This window comes from Njordella calcicola (genome assembly GCF_056494125.1).
Genome location: NZ_CM151396.1, coordinates 17,036 through 34,972, shown reverse-complemented (window position 1 = coordinate 34,972; position 17,937 = coordinate 17,036). Strand labels below are relative to the sequence as shown.

The window sequence follows — 17,937 nt, the reverse complement described above, 5'->3', positions numbered from 1 at the left end:
AACTCTCATACTTTTCAAGATTTATCCTATGAAAATCAACTATGTTCTTCATTCGGGACCTGATCGAAATCCTATTGGCACAGCAATCGGACGCCTGAGCATCGCAGCAGTTTTGGTTTGCCAAGCGACCTTGGCTGCCGCGCAAGACTCCCAAACGACCTCGCCCCCAGCGCTTACCGCCGACAGCCTAACGGTGGAAAAAGTGGGCACCTCGATACCAACTGAACTGATCGGCGAGCCCGTCGGAGCCGTAAACCTGAAGCCTCCAAAGTGGCAGGACGATGCCAATGGCGGCTATGCCTTAATAGATGGCGAGATCCTGCCCGTAGATGCCGATAGTCCACCGATCAACTTTCGAGTTGCACTGCCTGCCCGGTGGGCGGGCCGCGGTGCACAACTGGGCGGCGGAGGCATGAACGGAACGATTCCCAACCTCGTCGGACGCGAACTGGCCAATGGTTACGCCACTTACGGCAGTGATTCTGGACATCAGGGCTTTGGTTTTCCCGGCGGACTAGGCGGTCCCCGCGGACCTGGCGGACCTCGCCCCGGCGGTTTTGGACCACCAGGAGCAGGGAATGCCGGTCGACCTGCTGCCAATCCCAATGCCTGGGCATTGCAAGAGGAAGCGGTACTCAACCTAGCTTACATGCAAATGAAGAAGACGCATGATGCTGCCATGGTCATCATGGAACGCGTGTACGGCGAGCGACCTAAACACAACTACTACTTTGGAGGCTCACAAGGCGGGCGAGAAGCACTGACAGTGGCGCAGCGTTATCCCGCCGATTACGACGGTATTACTGCGGATGTTCCGATCGTGAACTTTTCTACTCTCATGTTAGCTCCGTGCCTCATCCGTATACAAGAGAAATCGCTTGCCAATTGGGTTACGCGCAACAAAACAAACGCGATTCGTGCTGAGTTCCTGCGTCAATGTGATGGGCTGGATGGACTAGAAGATGGCATCATCAATAACTACATGGCTGCAAGAGCCTTGTTCGATATGTCTCAAGGGGACCCCAATCGAAATCCATGGGAATCCTTGCGCGGTCCCGATGGCAACGACCCTGATCCTGCCGACAGCTCCACATCCGCCAAACTCACCGATGGCCAGATTGAAACTCTCAAGTTCGTTTATTCGCGCTACAAGTTCGCGACGCCGCTTGCCCATGGCGTTCAATCGTTTGGCATGTGGGTTCCTAACACAGACCCATCCGGAATGGGACTGATTGCAGACGCTCGATTCCGTGGCCAAGAAGGAGCCCCTGATAATGCTCCGCTGTTCTCGCATCTGGGCATTTTGGGTGTCACCGGCTTTCTTATGAAAGATCTCAACGCTAACTCTTTGGAATATCAAGAAGGCGGTCTATGGAACGATCGTCGCATTGAGATTTCCCAATGGCTCGATTCGACCAATCCAGATCTGTCCGCATTCTATCAGCGAGGTGGCAAGATGATTGTAACGATCGGCACCAATGACACCCTCGCTTCGCCAGGAGCGCAATTGGACTACTATCAATCGATTATCGATACCATGGGGCAAGACAAGGTCGATCAGTTCGCTCGACTGTTCGTGATTCCCCAAGCAGGACATGGGCTGAGTGGCAAGAGTCACAATACCACCGGCGCGGGTGAAGCGATTGAGCCAACCACGATTCCCAATCAATTCGACAAACGGGGACTGATCGAAGCTTGGGTAGAACAAGGTCAAGCTCCAGCCAAAACGCTGATCGTTAGCAGCGCTGGCCGCAGTCTCCCGTTGTGCTCCTATCCAAACTACCCACGCTACATTGGGGGGCCACCTGCTTCTGCAGAGTCGTACGAAAGTACAGCTCCATAAATCTCTTGGGTGAATATAAGTATGGTTCTAAACTAGCGAGCTGTCGATGAATGACGATGTGTTGATTGTTGGCGCAGGAATGGGTGGACTCACGACAGCGCTCAGCCTGCATGAGGCCGGATTTTCCGTCCAAGTACTGGAAGCCGTGCCACAGATATTGCCCTTGGGAGTCGGCATTAATTTGCTGCCGCATGCCTTTCGAGAGCTGGACGAGTTGGGGTTGAAAGACAAGCTGAACGTGGCCGGAGTCGCTTGCCGCCAACTCGCTTACTTCACCAAACGCGGCGAGAGAATCTGGTCCGAACCTCGCGGCTTGGCTGCGGGATACAAGTGGCCGCAAATCTCGCTCCACCGCGGCGCATTACAACAAATCTTGTTGGATGCATTTCTCCAGCGCGTCGGTAGTGATCGATTGCATTTGGGAATGCAGTTGGTCGACTTTCATGATTTGGACAACGGAGTTCGCGCCAGCTTCCAATCGCGTTCAGACCCTTCAACGTTCACAGAGATCGATGGCAGCGTGCTTGTGGCATGCGATGGAATCCATTCGGTAGCGAGAAAAAAACTTTACCCCAGCGAAGGTCTGCCGCGATGGAATGGGGCCGTGATGTGGCGAGGCGTTGCCGAGTGCGAGCCGATGCTAGATGGAGCTACCATGATTATGGCTGGGCATGAATCCACCAAATTTGTAGCCTATCCCATCCAACCGATCGATCCACTCACGGGACGACAGTTGACCAACTTCATTGCTGAACTTCGCTTTGATGAAACGGAGTTAACGGTCCGCGAAGATTGGAACCGCCAAGGCAACTTAGATGACTTCTTGCCTGCATTCGAGTCCTTTCAATTCGAATGGCTGGACGCTCCAGCCATGATCCGATCAGCTAGCGCGATATGGACTTATCCTATGATCGATCGCGATCCGCTTGACCGGTGGACCTTTGGAGCCATGACTCTTTTGGGAGATGCGGCTCATCCGATGTATCCCATTGGTTCCAATGGCGCTTCGCAAGCGATTTTGGACGCGAGAGTGCTAACTGGCTGCTTGAGTCGACACCGAAATGATTTACGACAAGGCCTACTGCAATATGAAAGTATACGGTTGCCAGCGACCGCAAAGATTGTGCTGGCCAATCGCCAAAACGGCCCTGAATCGGTGATGCAGTTGGTTGAAGACCGAGCTCCAAACGGTTTCCATACGCTCGATGAAGTCGTCACTCAGCAAGAGCTGCAGGATATTGCGGACCATTACAAGCGACTTGCTGGCTTCGCAATTCAAGATTTAAATAACCGACCGTCGCTGACCCAATTACTGGCGTAGCGACTCACGAAATCACTTTCCGAACTTATTCCTATCGAACACTTTCGTTTCTCAGAAACACCACGATGCCATCACTCAAATCATTCCGACTGCTCGCGGCTAGCTATGTTCTCATCGGCTGCGCTGCGGCTAACTCGCCCTTGCGATCGCAAGAGCCACAAACAGCATCGAATCACGCCACGGTTGTTGTCCCTCACGCCTCCTGGAACTGTGGCTTGCCAGAAGGGATTCGTCAGCCAGAGGTTGGCGAGCTGGTTATGCAGTTCGAAATAAAAACTCTTGACATGTATGACCTCGGTCAAACACAGTTCGGCCACCGCAAGGTCATCGTTACGGATGCAGGAGATTTCACTGGCAATAAGATCAGCGGAACGGTCATTCGCGGAGGGCTTGATTTGCAGCTTGACCTTGCAAACGGCGTGGTCGAAATAGAGCAATTATGGAACCTTCGAACTCAAGATGGGAACAACATCTTCTTGCGAACCGCCGGTGTAGGTCCCTCCAGCCAAGACATACGAGTTGTATTTCACTTCGAAGCCCCCAACGATAGTGAGCACATCTGGCTTCACGATGGCACCTTTCTTGGACGCCGAGAGATCGATAATTCCGCAAGCGTGCTTCGATTGAAAGTTTACCAAGCTCCGTCACCAGACAAAGAGCTTGCAACAACCGCCTCGTTACAGATCGAAAAGCCGCATGATATCCCTAGCCAAAGCTGGGACTACCGCGTCGCGGATAGCCATGAAGTCTTCGGTGAAGAGGTGATCACCGAAAACGTAACTTTGGGGCCTAGCCAAATGGTTGGAAGATCGAAGTCCGGCATGCGAAATACGATTCCTATCACAGGCGGAGAGCTTCACGGCAAGATTAATGGCAAGGTCTTGTTTGGAGGAGCGGACTATCAACAACTATCTCCACCCGCTGTGATTGATGCCCGATATTTATGGCAAGCAGAAGATGGAGAAGTGATCTTGGTTCGAAACGCAGGTGCCTTTGGAAAATTGGTACCGACCTTCGAGGCCAAAGTTGACGGCAAATACGCTTGGCTGAATACCGGGCGATTTCTAAGCTCCAACCCCGGCATGGGCAGCGGGGGCGTCAAACTTACCTTTTATGAAAGCCGCTAACCGAACACCAGACCGTTCACACGGTCCGGTTGATTCGCTGACCTGCGGCAAGCCTTACTTGGCTTCGACTTTCTTGCCCTGGACATCAATGTTCATATCTTGCCCATTGACTTCGAAGCTAGCCTTGCCCGTAATCGAATCGCCTTTAGGGACGGTTGTGTAAGCGATATCCATCGAGAATTCGTTATTAGAAAACTCGACACCAAATAAAAGTTTATCGCCATCCAATTTGACATTCTTCAGCGGGCTGTCGCCGAAGAAACTGCTGTGAAAAACACCTTGCAGTTGGCCGTCCTTTTCCTCAATGCTTAGACGCTCTTCGATTTCACCGTTTGGCGTATCGATCTTAAGCAGCCAATCGCCCACGACGTCTTTTGCGACCAATCCTGTGCGCTTGGCAACCCATTCCGACTCGCGATCTTGACCGCCAAAGTTCACTTTGCGAACGCCTACGATTTGATCGCCTTTTAACATGCCTTCAAAGTGACTTACAAATTCGTTTCCGTTGAAATCCCGGACGACTTGGAAGGTCAACTTGTCACCTTCGATTTTGCCGTCTTCAATCTCGATCGGCTTAGCCATTTCAGCCGGGAATTCAGCGGGCGGGTTCGGGAATATCGATTGAAAAGTTCCTGTCAGTACGCTGCCTTTTTTTGCCAAGACCAATTCAAACTGAACTTCATTGCCCCGCATATCCTGCGTCCAAACCCACTTTCCCGAGGAATCCGCGGTTGTCGAAGTAGCGGCAGCCACTTCATCTGCTTTTCCTTCATTTGCCTCCTGAGCCGATACAGTTGCGAACAAGCTCAGAACAATAAACCCAGCCACTAACACTCTCATGATTTACTCCAGGGTGAAATTTCCGAATGGACAGAACTAAATTTTAACACCCGAAAGAAGCAAATGTTGTGTCGCCTCGTAAATCTACGAATGGTACAATTGACGACAGGAGCTACGAAATGATCAAAGTGAAGTATTCCGGTGATGAACTCTGGGACAGGATTGAAAGAGCTGTGGAAAAAGTCAAGGACCGTTTGCGCCGCGTCACGCGTGCTCTCAATGCGGCCGACATACCGTACGCAGTGATTGGCGGTAATGCCGTGCAGCATTGGGTGGCACAAGTCGACGAGTCGGTCGTCAGAAACACTCAGGATGTCGATATTATTCTAAATGAGTCCGATTTGGACCGTGCGATCGACGTTCTAAAAGACCTCGGCTTCATTTTCCGACGTGCTGCAGGCGTGTCGATGTTCCTAGACGGCCCTGAGGCGAAAGCTCGCGATGCGGTTCACGTCGTGTTCGCTGGCAAGAAGGTCCGCGAAGAATATTCCGAACCAGTCCCCACGATCGATCAGTATGAATTGATGGACGAGGCTCGCACTCTGCCCCTTGAGAAGCTCATCACCATGAAGCTAACGTCTTATCGAGACAAGGATCGTGTTCACATTCGCGACATGATTTCCATTGGATTGATTGACGCAACATGGCTCGCTAGATTCTCGCCCGAACTGCGCGAGCGGTTGCAGAATTTACTTGAAGATCCCGACGGCTGATGTCAGGCCGCTTTCAGCAATCTGGCTATGACACGCTTTGGGTAGCGCTCTGCTTCTTCTTCCAGACTTCCATATCGATCATCGCTTGCAAGATATCCTCCAGCGGCATTGAAATCTTCCACTCTGGAAAGTGCGATTGCAGTTTGCGTAGATCGCTGATGTAACAGATGTGATCGCCAACGCGATTTTGATCTGACAATGTGTAATTCACGCGATAGGGACTTAGCTTCTCAATCAAGTCAATGCACTCAAGGACCGAAGCAGAATTCGCTCGACCGCCACCAATGTTATAAACTTCACCGGGACGTGGGTTCGCTGCAAAAGCTTCGAACGCAGCGATCACATCGTTGTTCTCAATCTGGTCGCGAACTTGCTTGCCCTTATATCCAAAGATGGTGTAAGGCTTTTCGTAAACAGCCACGTGTACTAGGTACGATAAAAAGCCATGCAACTCGACACCGCTGTGGCTGGCACCGGTCAAACAACCGCCGCGGAACACGCCGACTTTCATTCCAAAATATCGCCCATACTCTTGAGCGATTACGTCGGCCGCCGTCTTCGATGCTCCGAACAGTGAATGCGTGGTTTGATCAATGCGGCAGTTCTCGTCAATGCCATGATAATCCTCAATGCGGGCATATTCCCACCGCGTATCCAGTTCGACCAGCGGTACTTCGTTAGGTGCATCACCGTACACTTTGTTAGTACTCATATGGCAAAAGACTGCGTCCGGGCTGTATTGCCGCGTTGCTTCCAGCAGGTTCATCGTCCCGCCCGCGTTGACGTCAAAGTCCAATAGCGGAATATCTTTAGCCTTATCGTGCGAAGGCTGAGCAGCACAGTGAATAATGCGATCGAACTTGCTCTTGGAAAACAAATCGTCGATTTGAGTTCGATTGCGAATGTCGATCTCTTGATGCGTGAAATGTTTGGTATCGGCCAACAATCGCTCGAGATTCCAGCGCGTGCTGCCCTGCGGACCGAAAAAGGTCTTACGCATATCATTATCGATCCCAACAACGTCTACGCCTTGTGCGTCGTAGTAACGAACAGCGGCAGAACCGATGAGACCACTAGAACCGGTGACAAGAACTCGCATTGGAATCGATAAGCATAGAGGAAAACTGTCTTGAACTTCTATGCATCAATTTAATCGAAACTTGTTTCTCGCCAATGATGATCGCTTTTCGGATCTGCACAAACCCTCCCTTCGATCAGCGACTGTAGCGATTTTGCGGATTCCACCGGTGAAAAATTGCGGACAACTGTCGTTTTCCTAGCGATGGCTTGTCCCGAAAGTGCAATTCTGAAGTCGATCGTAACAGTCGGCCTGCGGTTTGACTAGAATGATGGATACTTCTCACGAAAATTGTATGCTCAGTTCCGTGGCCTTCTCATCGCTCGCTTAAATCGTTTATGAACTGGGTCGTCTATCACGTTCTAGCCGGTCATGCTTTTTTCGCTGGCGTTTTCTTGCTAATGCTGGCCGCTTGTTCTGCACTGACAACTAGCTCCATTTTGCTTCGTTTGGGCAAGTTCGCTTTTGCCGTGGGCCTGATCGCTGTAGCTTTTTCTGCCACGCCGATTCCCTACTGGATTTACGGCGTTGCCAGCTTGCTGTCCTTCGCCATCCTTTTCGAATGGGGACGGAAAGCATTTTCCGGCGGGCTGGTTTATGGCGCATTAACTCTCTGGTCGCTCGCTGGCTTGCTCGATTTGCCTTATCAGTTCCCACCCAGAATCCAGCCAATGGCATCGCGAGAAGTCATCATCATCGGCGACTCGGTTACCGCTGGCATTGGCAGCCAAGAGACCACAGAGACTTGGCCCAACATCTTGGCTCGGCAGCATCAGGTCGCGATAACCGATTTGTCTCGCGCGGGTGCGATCACCGCCAACGCGGTGGCGATCTTTGCAAACCAAACGACCAACGCTCCGATCGCAATCGTTGAGATTGGAGGCAACGATATCCTGGGCGAAACACCCCATCGAACTTTTGAGAAGAATCTAGACTTGCTTTTGGAACGATTGGCTCAAGACGATCGCCAAGTGATCATGTTTGAATTGCCGCTGCCACCGTTTGGACATGAGTATGGTCGCATCCAGCGCCAGATCGCAGCCAAACATGGCGTCGCCTTGATTCCCAAGCGATCCTTTCTCTGGGTGCTAGCCGGCAAAGACGCCAGCCTGGACATTGTGCACCTATCTCAAGCAGGGCACGAACGTATGGCGACCTTGGTCTGGCAACTCATCGGGCGAGCTTTCCAATAGATCCACCACGAGCAGTTCAGAAATTTCCGTTAGCAATGTTCTGCAAGTAGTTCACATAGTACATGAACATGCGAATGATCAAGAAAATGATCACGCCCGCAATGAATGCCCAGATCGTTACCGATGCCGCAACGCTTAATGCCGTCAGCGCAGATTTCGCTCGCTGATCGTACTCACGAGCCAGCGCGTCAAGCGACTCGGTCTCGCTGCCACTCAACTCGCCCACATCCAATGCGTCGATAAAGTCACGTGGCATAACCCGCGACGCCGCAAAACTTTCCGCTAACGATTGATTCTTCTTAACATGATCAATCGCCAAGGACGAATGACTGATATAGTAATCATTGCCCGTACTAGTGAATGCCATCTGGACCGCGCGGACCGCATCGACCCCAGCATTGAGCAGCAAAGAAAGCACGGTCGTCAACCGCGATAAAGCAAGATACTTCAAGACTGGACCGATGATTGGTATGTTGACGGCGATCGGCATCAATACTTTATGAAGTCCAAACCAGTTCTTCCAAACCGCTCGCACCACAACGCCAATCACCAAAGCAACAATCGCCAAGTATCCCCAAAAAGTCAAAACACCAGAGACGCCCTTTAATCCGAAGCCTAACGGATCCCAAGTACTGTTGTCAGGAAACAGTATCCCCATCAACCAGATCATGAGACTGATCACCATGACCGCAATCAAGCACTGAATCGCTGGCCAAGTAATCTGCTTGATGAAGCTGCCGCGAGTCTCGCGCAGGTCGCGGTAATAGCGGCTCATATAAGCGAACGTACGATCCAATCCGCCCGCTTGCTCGCCGGCTTCTACCATTTGAGTTAGCAAGCGTGGGAAGTAGTCGGAACGATACTGCATCGCTTCGGCCAACGTGTCGCCTGCAATCAAACGCTCGCGCACCGCTGCGGCAGCCTCTTGATGTCGCCGCGAGGCCATCCTGGCTTCGGAATCCAGAAGCTTCAGTGGGTCGATACCAGCTTTCAATGCGGTCGCAAAACGGCTACAAAACTGTTCAGCCGATCGTAGCGAAATCTTGGGGGCAAACATATTGAGCGCAGCGGACATCGGAAAAACTCCAACAGAATCCAGGACAAGTTGGCACGGTCAAACGCCCAGCCAATGCCTCTCATCATAACCGGACTTGGTCTCCCGTGGTACAAGCCGCTAGTGGATTTGCAGTCGGGGATCGGCCCGCCGCGCTTGCAGGGCGATCTGTTTATCGTTGGCGCTACCTCGCAATTGGAAACGGACGCCCTCGCCTTCTACTGCAACTCCGTCTACGTTAGCGAGAATTTGAGAGATTTCCGAATCGTTGTAGAGCGGCGTGGCAAAATTTCGATCACGCACCAGCTTCATCCACATTTCAGGAACCGCTTGACCATCCACAATCGCATCGGTCACAAACAATTGCAGTCGACCACTGGCCACCGCCGCGCTCAGAGTCACTTCCGCGTTGAAATAACGCCCTGCTCCACCGGGCAGAACATCCGCAGGAAAACTCACATCCGCCTTCAACGCACCGTCGACGATCTTGATGAAGATCTTGTCGCGCAGTTTCGTATCCTTGTGGATCAACGCATTGATCTCTTCTGGAGTTACCAGGAATTCGCTCTGAACCGAAGCGCCCGTTTCCACTCGACCTGTGATTTTCCCAAGCCGCTTTTCTAAAGCAGCCATACGATCCTGGGACACATAGACCTTGGGTAAAGCCCGCGGCGCGTCGGAGGTAAAGGCGGTCACTCGACCTCGCGCATACAAGAATAGTGAAACGGCCAAACACAAGCTCATCAGACCCAGGATTGAAAGCCGACGCAACCACCGCCGGACAAAAGAACGACCCGACGACGAATCCTTCGGCAAACTCTCAATCGACTTCAAGATAGTGACCCTTGGTAGGTTGGTGAGAACGGGATTTTGGTCGCGGCCCAGCGGACGGTTCTAACGTAGCAATTCCACAACTCCGAAGCGAGTCGAAAAATTGCTCGATTGACAAAATCCTCAATCCAAATTTGCGCCGAAAACTGCATTTTCAAAGTGGTTTTCCGTTGGCTTACTCGCTCTGGCCTCTTACCATACGTTGCAGAGGCGCAATTGTTTTGGCTAGCATGCGGAAGTAGAACAAGCTGGCCTGTCACCCAGTGAAGTGATCTTTAACCATGAATGGCAACTATGTTGAGTAGTCTTGATGAAGAATTCATGCGACATGCTATTGAATTAGCCAAACGCGGCGTCGGTGCCAATCAAGGTGGTCCGTTCGGCGCTGTAGTGGTAAAAGACGGCCAAATCGTTGGCGAAGGCTGGAACTGCGTCACCAGCAGCAACGATCCCACCGGCCATGCAGAAATTACCGCCATACGTAACGCTTGCAAAAAGCTGAACACGTTCCAGTTAACCGACTGCACCATCTACACGTCTTGCGAACCGTGCCCCATGTGCCTAGGCGCGATCTATTGGGCTCGGCCAGCCAAAGTCTTTTACGGCTGCACCCACGCAGACGCCGCTGCTATTGGGTTTGATGATCATTTTATCTATGAAGAGATTGCGAAACCCATCAACCAGCGTAGCATTCCAACGAAACTCTTGTTGCGAGACGAAGCGCTGGCTGCGTTCGAAATGTGGGCTGCGAAAACGGATAAGATCGAGTATTAGCTTCGTTTAACCGTCAGCCGACAGACATACGCGTTCTACTTCACCCCAGTGGGTAGGCCGGTAACAAGGAAAGCCATGTTCGCGCCGGAAAAGGGTTGCTTGAAGTCGCTATCGTTAGCAAACACGCCAGTTCGTTGCCGATTGGCTTTGCGCAGTTCCGGCAATAAGCGCGTCTCTGTATACCCGCGTGCCCATCGAATCGCTTCCATAACACAAAACAGAACCAACGCGGGGCGATGCCCAACGCGGTTGAACGGCGTCTCCCTTCTATTCCTTGGACTATCTTTATCAGCTACGCTTGCAATCATTCGTGCCTAAGGGCCTCGATTGGGTTCATCATGGCAGCGCGTCGAGCAGGATATAAGCCGAATAAAAGCCCGACACCAATCGAAATGAAGACCGATAACCCGATGGACCAAAGTGCGACTCGTGGCTCGAGTGTCTGGACGATGGGCGGCAATAGATCAGGCCACGCATAAGTAACCGAACTTCGAAACACAGAGAAGATGGGGCCGCATAACAAGCCACAGCCAACACCTAACAATCCTCCACCACCGGTGAGGACCAAAGTTTCCGCCAAAAACTGACCAATGATGTCGCGCCGCTTGGCTCCTAATGCCCTACGAATGCCTATTTCGCGAGTTCGCTCCGTGACGGTTGCCAGCATGATGTTCATAATGCCAATTCCCCCGACGAACAACGAGATGCCGGCAATAATGACCAACAGAGAATTGAACATCGCTTTCGTCCGCTCCGCCTGTCGTAACAGTTCTTTGGGAACAATGATCGCGAAGTCTTCTTTCTTGTGAAATTTCTCTAGTAGAGTTCGAACAACCGAGGCTGTTGCGTCAACATCTGCCACGTCACGCACGGTCAAGGTGATTTGCGTCAGCTCGACAATTTCACCTTTGAAGTTAAAGCCTTCTCCTGTGCGAATCATAATCAAGTCACCCACGCGGGTTCGAAACGTGGTTAGGGGAATGTAGGCGTCCATGGAGTATTCGCGAGCATCCAAGCTGCCACCGATGGCTGCCGACGCATCTCTTTGGCGCGTCTGTCCGATGACTGTATAGACGTCGCTTTCGACACGCACTTGCTTTCCAATTGGATTCTCCGAAGGAAACAATCGTCGTGCCGTACCGTCGGCCAAAACGATGACATTTTCGTTTGTATCCTGCTGCGTAAACCATCTCCCACGCAGCATCTCAAGCCGATTAAGATCTTTGTGTTCGCTTGCGCAACCGATCAAAATCGCATCGGTACTCCGTCCACCAACCATCAACTGCCGCTTCAATTCTCGGATAGGAACGGCGCGTTCAATCGTTGGTACGTTCGATAAAATGCGTTGGAAATCGGCTCTTGATAGTCCATATGCGTTGACTCGCTCATTGGAATCCTCGGAAGAAGGCTCAATGCTGCGAAGTATAATGTTCGTTGCCCCCAACTCCATAATTTGCTGTTGAGCTTGGTAGCTAACGCCTTCGCCCATTGCGACCAACCAAATGACGGTTGTCGTACCAATAAAGATCCCAAGCGCGGCCAGCGCGGATCGCATCTTTTGAAGCATGAGGCTCTTCACGCCCAGCTTGAGTGTCTGGATGATCGCCTGCACGATTACTTGGTATCCATATCTCTGTTGGAAGTTAGCCTTTCGGAATCGACAAGTTCTATCTTCTTCACCGGTTCTGTTTCATACTCGCCGTCTTTATTTGAATCGACTGAGTTCGAAGCAACCATGCGCTGAGCTTCTTCGATTTGCCCCAAGGGGTTTAGGACGACCAAATCTCCTGCCACGATTCCCGCTTTGATAATCGTAAACTCTTCGTTCGTGTCGCCTGGTTCAACTAATCTGCGTGTGACGCGGTCTTTCTCAAGCACCCAGCAATAAGATCGCCGATTTGCTTCGACAATGCTCGCCACAGGGACGGTAAGTACGTCGCGATATTCTGCCAGCACAATTTCGGCAATAGCGCTCATCCCAGGCTTCAAACCTGGATATTGGTTGAGCTTTATAATCGTGTCGTACTTGACCATGTTGCCGGTCCACCAGCCGGCTGGCTTGGTCACTTCTGCAATGGATTGGACTTCCCCTTGCAACACAGTACCTTGCACTTGAATTTTGGCTGGCATGCCGACTTTCAATCGCTCCACTTTGGACTCATGAATTCCCACTTTAACTTGCATCTTGCTCAGGTCAGGAATCATCAATAGCGTTTGTTGTTCGCGAACGACCGCACCTTCTTCAATATCTGGCGTATCTTTCCAGGCCGCTGCTGAAGGAAAGATCACAAGCCCTTGCCCCGTCGATCGAATCGTACAATTATCGAGCTGAGTCTTCACACGCTCTAGCCTTTGCGTCTCAAGCTCCAAAGAAGCTTCATCGGCAGCCAACTGTGCTTCGTTTGCTTTCAGCGTACTTTCGAGCTCTTGAAGGGTCTTTTGCTTTGTGTACAGTTCCAGCGCTCGCAATTTTGTTTTCGCTAGTTGTAGATTTTTTCTGGCTGAGTCAAGCGAAAATTGCTCGCCATCCAGTTGGATACTTTTGAAGGTCCCCTTGGCCGCTAGTCGCGTGGCTGACTGGTACGATAGTTCTGCCGACTTAACTGCTTGTTCGGCGTCAAAGATCTCTTTTTCGATCGTCTCGCGCTGCTCTTTGAATGTACCTTCCAAGTATTCTTCGATGCTCGTGCGCGCCACCGCAACGTTGCTTTCGGCGATCAGCTTGGAAGCCACCGCGACTTCGTAAGCAATCTTTTGCTGCAGCACTTTGTCTTCGATGTTCGAGCGATCCAACTCGACCAAAATATCTCCCGACTTAACTTGGGTGCCAGTTTCGATCACCCACAGCACCGTACTACCTCCTTTCACATTACACTTGATTTCAATGTTATCGGAGCTTTCCAGCGTCCCATCAGCCGTCACGCTGACCTGCAATTTGGAGGGCTTTACTGCGTATGTGAGCAGCCCCGTCGGTAACGACGATTGCTCTCGTTTTGTCAAAACAAAACCAGCAGCACTCAGCGACAACGCAACGAGCAACGCGAGGACGAATCTGGGAACAGTCAGCCAAGGCAATGCGGTAGATTGCTCAGACGATATAAGAGATGTCATTGGAGGGGGGAGGTGGGTAGGCAATACGTGGGCGGGGAAACGTCAGATTGCTATGAGGTAAACTTGCGGGATGGTCTAAACTGACGCAAATTCTCGAACGGACACGATTCTGAGACTAATCGGTTTGGCAGGGAGCCTCAACGAATCGCTAATTTGCCGTTCCCCCAATTGCATGTAACTGGCGAATCAACATATTCTAATCGGAAAATCGAGAAATCCCTATCAGACCAAGCACTTTTTGCATTTCGCGAAATTTTCTTGGTTCCGTTGGTAACAGATCACCTTCCATGGTCCGAAGTAGCCTTTGAACATAATGATGGACCCTGACCGCATGACATACTGGTCTCTTGCATTAGCAACTATCGAAAGACTAGTAGCCCTTTGCGTTTCCGCCCATGCCGTCCTCACCAAACGTGACTCGCGAGCCGCAATTGGCTGGGTGGCCTTGATTTGGCTGGCCCCTATTTCCGGTTCAGTGCTCTATTGGATATTCGGAGTCAATCGGTTGCTGCGTCGGGGCAGTCGCTTGCAGAAAGAACTGGAGGAAGTCCTCAGTCGAATGCGTCCGCGAGTTCCGCAGCAATCGCAGGAACTGCTCGACGCCGCGAAACTTCAGTTTCCGCATTTTGGCCAAATGCATGAACTGGTTGGCGAACTGACCGGCGCACCGCTGCTACCTGGCAACCACGTAGTACCACTTATCGGCGGTGAAGTGGCATTTCCTAGAATGCTAAATGCCATCGAAGCAGCTCGGTATTCCATCTCGCTCCAATCCTACATCTTTGCTCCCGATCGAGTTGGATGCGAGTTTATCGATGCGTTAAAAAGAGCCCAGGCTCGGGGCGTAGAAGTGAGAGTGCTGATCGATGGTGTGGGGGCCAAGTACTCGTGGCGATCCGCGATAAGCCTAATGCGCCGCGAGGGCCTCAATTGCCATGCCTTCTTACCAACCATAGGCCCGTCATCGACGTTCTACAGCAATCTTCGCAATCACCGCAAATCGATGGTAGTCGATGGCCGTGTCGGCTTTACCGGCGGTATGAATATCCGTCAGGACTTCCGCTTGGATTGGAACCCGCCGCATCCTGTCCAAGATTTGCATTTTGAGTTTGAAGGGCCCATTGCCCTCCATCTGCAGGAGGTCTTTGCGATGGACTGGTGTTTCGCGGCCAGCGAGGTGTTGTCGGGCGATCATTGGTTTCCATTGCCTGTCCCGGCCGGGAATACCTGGTGCCGCGGTATTGCCGACGGCCCCGATGAAGACTTCGAAAAACTGAGGATGACGATTCTTGGCGGGATCGGGATGGCTCAAAAGTCGATCATGATCATCACTCCCTATTTCTTACCAGATGAAGCCATCTTATCGGCCTTGAATGTCGCAGCTTTACGAGGAGTCAGCGTCTGCATATTGATCCCAGAGGTGAACAACATCCATTTAGTGCAATGGGCTTCGTTGGCATTACTGCCTCAATTGCTTGAGCGTGGTTGCAAAGTCTTCGCCACTCCGCCCCCTTTCGACCATACAAAGCTGTTCCAAGTCGACGGGGAGTGGGCGTTGATCGGTTCTACGAATTGGGACGCGCGCAGCTTAAGATTAAATTTTGAGTTTAACGTTGAATGTTATGGCCATGAGTTGAACTTGCAGTTAAGCGAGATTGCTCATGAAAAAATGGAGCGGTCACGTCCATTCAGTCTGAGCGAACTGCAGCAACGTGCGATGTGGTTGCGGCTGAGAGATGGGGTCGCTCGGCTTGCTTCGCCCTACCTATGAGCCGGCCGCAAAGCTTGATCGCTTGATCGTCAATACCAAGCGGGTGGCCGCCTCAAGATGGACAAGTGCGCAGATATGCTTCCCCGTCAGATTGCGTGCGCGATGCACAGCCAAGCTTGCAATGGTGACACTGCAAGCCCCTGGCTACAGAAGATTTTGATGAATCTGACGATAGATATTCTTACTTTCTAACGTCGTCGGTGCAGGTCCTATTAGCGGAAGCCGCCCAGGCCTATGCCGACCGCACCGCCGACGTTGTTTCGAGGACCATAGCCGTATCCGCCAGGTCCAAAGCCACCGGGACCCATGTAGGCACCTGGATAGCCGAGACCGCCGCGAGCACCGCTGGAGAAACCATAGCCGGTGTTTCCATAACCAGGGCTGCCGTAGTAGCCTGCACCATAATTGCGGTTGTAGTTCTGATTATAGACACCTGTATTCGCTGTATAACCGCCGCAACCGCAGCAAGCGTTGTTCGCGGCTCGGCGTTTATGATGGCGGTGGCCAGCGTCAGCCGAGTTTTCTAAAAAGCTACTGGCAAAGATTCCGGATGCTATGGCAACGATGAATGCCGCTTTACGCATATGTTCATTCCTTCAAAAAACGGAGAGGATGCAAGTGGTCGAGTAAGCAAACTTCTTGACCCGCCTTGCTGCTAAGATCGAAGATAATGCCTCAACAAAATCTGTGCCAAAGCGTAGAAGTGAAGCGTCAGGAAAGGAGGGTGATAGCCGACGCGAAGCACGAATCGACGGCATTTATTGAGTGAATCGGACTGTAATAAAACATCTTTTGAAGAGCTTTCTTCAGCCGCCTGATAGAAAGCATTTTTGCAAGCTCAAACTGTGGAAGTTTATTGAACAGTGGAAAGTCTAATATGCTTGTGCTTCACCAGTAGAACTGCTGGCCTTGTCAAGAAGTAACCTATTCGCAGCATGAGTACCGCCAAGTTTCAGCCTGCGCGAATTCTCAGAGATCGACATCGCAGTAAGAAGAAGCGTCCTTGGTCAGTTGGCTTACAAGTTCCACTAAGGCCTTGCTAAACAATTACTGTCCGTAATTATTTATTTTGCCGGGTGTATTTCGTAATTCCATTCTCCATGGAATTTATTCCGATGAATTATAACTTCTGCGAGCTCCTCGTCGGTAACCTTTCGAGCTTTCTCGTAGGTCTTTCCATCTATCCATGCATGCACCTCTAGGCCGGTGGTCGTACGTGTGTTGCCAATGAGGCTTACAACAACCTCTAGAGTTTCAAGAGGAACTCCCTGCCAATTGCGGGTTATGTGGCAAAACAGTTTGTGTTCAATTTTGTTCCACTTGCTTGTGCCGGGAGGATAGTGGCAAACTTCGATGATCAGCCCAGTAGCATTGGCCAATTTTTGTAACTCGGTTCGCCAAAGTCGTGTGCGCGGGCTATTACTCCCGCCACTATCGGCTGTGATTAGTACCCGCATGGCTTTCGGGTAGCTTTTGGAACCCAGCCGTTTCCACCATCTACTGATTGCCGATACGGCAAACTCGGCTGTATCGCTGCTAATACCAATCGTCACGCCTGCTTCATTTCGCCCAATATCATACACGCCATACGGGACTGCCTTGCCCAATTCCTTATCGGGAAAGTCGTGCGTCTCGACTTTGATCGGATCTTTTCGGCGTCGGTACGTTTTCCCTGCGTTTTTCAGGTTTCCCAAGACTTCTTTCTTTTTCGTGTCAACCGAAATGGTTGGCTGATGCTTCTTCTGAAGTAGGACTATTCGCTTTGAGATGAATTCAAACTGCGCATTTCGATCTGGGTGTTGATTGCCTTCGATGGTCTTACGATTCGCCTGAAGGCTGTAGCCAGCCGCCTTGAGCAGTTGGCCTACCTTCACACTGCTGACCTGAAATCCTTGCCGCTGCAATTCAACGGCAAGGGACTTGGTGCTTTTGCATGTCCACCGAAGAGGGGACATCGGATCGCCGCGAGTGCCGGATGAAACGAGTCGATCCAAAGCCTTTTTAAGTTTCGGCTGTTCAACCTCCCGAGATTTACGACCGGCCCCCGGTTGTCTTTGTCTGTTGGAGGATGCTGCGTTGGGATCATCGAGTTCGAGAATGCCGCGACGAATAGTGCGTTCCGAAACCCCCGTTGCCGCAGCAACAGCAGAGATTCCTCCCCAACCCAAGGATCGCGCTTCTGCGGCTGCCCATCGACGACGGGCGCGTTCATCCAAATCCGCTTCAATTGCGGTATACTTCTGTGCGATCCATGTTATGACTTGTGCATCCGGCATACCCG

Annotated in this window: 15 protein-coding genes; 7 read left to right on the top strand and 8 right to left on the bottom strand. The window is 51.6% G+C overall.

Annotated features, from left to right (window positions below; genetic code table 11):
• Positions 1–28 precede the first annotated feature (28 nt).
• The 3 genes from SH302x_RS00135 (at position 29) to SH302x_RS00125 (ending at position 4,291) form a co-directional block, all read left to right on the top strand.
• Positions 29–1,843 (top strand): tannase/feruloyl esterase family alpha/beta hydrolase, encoded by a 1,815-nt coding sequence (locus SH302x_RS00135; RefSeq protein WP_479366444.1) that lies wholly within the window; start codon positions 29–31, stop codon positions 1,841–1,843.
• Positions 1,844–1,889: 46 nt separating this feature from the next.
• On the top strand, positions 1,890–3,164 hold the full coding sequence (locus SH302x_RS00130; protein ID WP_479366443.1) for a flavin-dependent oxidoreductase: 1,275 nt from the start codon (positions 1,890–1,892) through the stop codon (positions 3,162–3,164).
• 65 nt (positions 3,165–3,229) lie between these two features.
• A complete protein-coding gene (locus SH302x_RS00125) occupies positions 3,230–4,291 on the top strand; it encodes a DUF3237 domain-containing protein (protein WP_479366441.1) in 1,062 nt (353 codons plus the stop codon).
• 54 nt (positions 4,292–4,345) lie between these two features.
• On the opposite strand, the gene SH302x_RS00120 is transcribed toward SH302x_RS00125, so the two are convergent.
• Positions 4,346–5,131: a hypothetical protein gene (locus tag SH302x_RS00120; protein WP_479366440.1), complete on the bottom strand. Its 786-nt coding sequence runs from the start codon at positions 5,129–5,131 to the stop codon at positions 4,346–4,348.
• Positions 5,132–5,250: 119 nt separating this feature from the next.
• Here SH302x_RS00120 and SH302x_RS00115 point away from each other — a divergent pair, with 119 nt between their 5' ends.
• Complete coding sequence (locus tag SH302x_RS00115; RefSeq protein ID WP_479366438.1) at positions 5,251–5,844, top strand: DUF6036 family nucleotidyltransferase; 594 nt, start codon at positions 5,251–5,253, stop codon at positions 5,842–5,844.
• Positions 5,845–5,869: 25 nt separating this feature from the next.
• On the opposite strand, the gene SH302x_RS00110 is transcribed toward SH302x_RS00115, so the two are convergent.
• Positions 5,870–6,943, bottom strand: a complete 1,074-nt coding sequence (locus tag SH302x_RS00110; RefSeq protein ID WP_479366437.1) for an NAD-dependent epimerase/dehydratase family protein — start codon at positions 6,941–6,943, stop codon at positions 5,870–5,872.
• A gap of 317 nt (positions 6,944–7,260) precedes the next feature.
• On the opposite strand from SH302x_RS00110, the gene SH302x_RS00105 reads away from it, so the two are divergent.
• Positions 7,261–8,115, top strand: coding sequence for an SGNH/GDSL hydrolase family protein (locus tag SH302x_RS00105; RefSeq protein ID WP_479366435.1), 855 nt, complete (start codon positions 7,261–7,263; stop codon positions 8,113–8,115).
• 16 nt (positions 8,116–8,131) lie between these two features.
• Here the strand turns inward: SH302x_RS00105 and SH302x_RS00100 are convergent, their stop codons facing one another.
• Positions 8,132–9,190: a type II secretion system F family protein gene (locus SH302x_RS00100; RefSeq protein ID WP_479366434.1), complete on the bottom strand. Its 1,059-nt coding sequence runs from the start codon at positions 9,188–9,190 to the stop codon at positions 8,132–8,134.
• A gap of 99 nt (positions 9,191–9,289) precedes the next feature.
• Positions 9,290–10,003 carry a hypothetical protein gene (locus tag SH302x_RS00095; RefSeq protein WP_479366432.1) on the bottom strand — a complete coding sequence of 238 codons (714 nt, stop codon included), beginning with the start codon at positions 10,001–10,003 and terminating at the stop codon, positions 9,290–9,292.
• Between the two features lie 291 nt (positions 10,004–10,294).
• On the opposite strand from SH302x_RS00095, the gene SH302x_RS00090 reads away from it, so the two are divergent.
• Complete coding sequence (locus tag SH302x_RS00090) at positions 10,295–10,774, top strand: nucleoside deaminase (protein WP_479366430.1); 480 nt, start codon at positions 10,295–10,297, stop codon at positions 10,772–10,774.
• Between the two features lie 304 nt (positions 10,775–11,078).
• On the opposite strand, the gene SH302x_RS00085 is transcribed toward SH302x_RS00090, so the two are convergent.
• Together SH302x_RS00085 and SH302x_RS00080 are read right to left on the bottom strand one after the other, a co-directional pair.
• Entirely contained in the window at positions 11,079–12,386 is a 1,308-nt protein-coding gene (locus tag SH302x_RS00085; RefSeq protein WP_479366429.1) for an ABC transporter permease, read from the bottom strand.
• 2 nt (positions 12,387–12,388) lie between these two features.
• Entirely contained in the window at positions 12,389–13,885 is a 1,497-nt protein-coding gene (locus SH302x_RS00080; RefSeq protein ID WP_479366427.1) for an efflux RND transporter periplasmic adaptor subunit, read from the bottom strand.
• Positions 13,886–14,198: 313 nt separating this feature from the next.
• On the opposite strand from SH302x_RS00080, the gene cls reads away from it, so the two are divergent.
• Positions 14,199–15,656 (top strand): cardiolipin synthase, encoded by a 1,458-nt coding sequence (gene cls, locus SH302x_RS00075; RefSeq protein ID WP_479366426.1) that lies wholly within the window; start codon positions 14,199–14,201, stop codon positions 15,654–15,656.
• 212 nt (positions 15,657–15,868) lie between these two features.
• On the opposite strand, the gene SH302x_RS00070 is transcribed toward cls, so the two are convergent.
• Together SH302x_RS00070 and SH302x_RS00065 are read right to left on the bottom strand one after the other, a co-directional pair.
• Positions 15,869–16,240: a hypothetical protein gene (locus SH302x_RS00070; RefSeq protein ID WP_479366425.1), complete on the bottom strand. Its 372-nt coding sequence runs from the start codon at positions 16,238–16,240 to the stop codon at positions 15,869–15,871.
• Between the two features lie 480 nt (positions 16,241–16,720).
• Entirely contained in the window at positions 16,721–17,932 is a 1,212-nt protein-coding gene (locus tag SH302x_RS00065) for an ISAzo13 family transposase (RefSeq protein ID WP_479369234.1), read from the bottom strand.
• Positions 17,933–17,937: the final 5 nt, after the last annotated feature.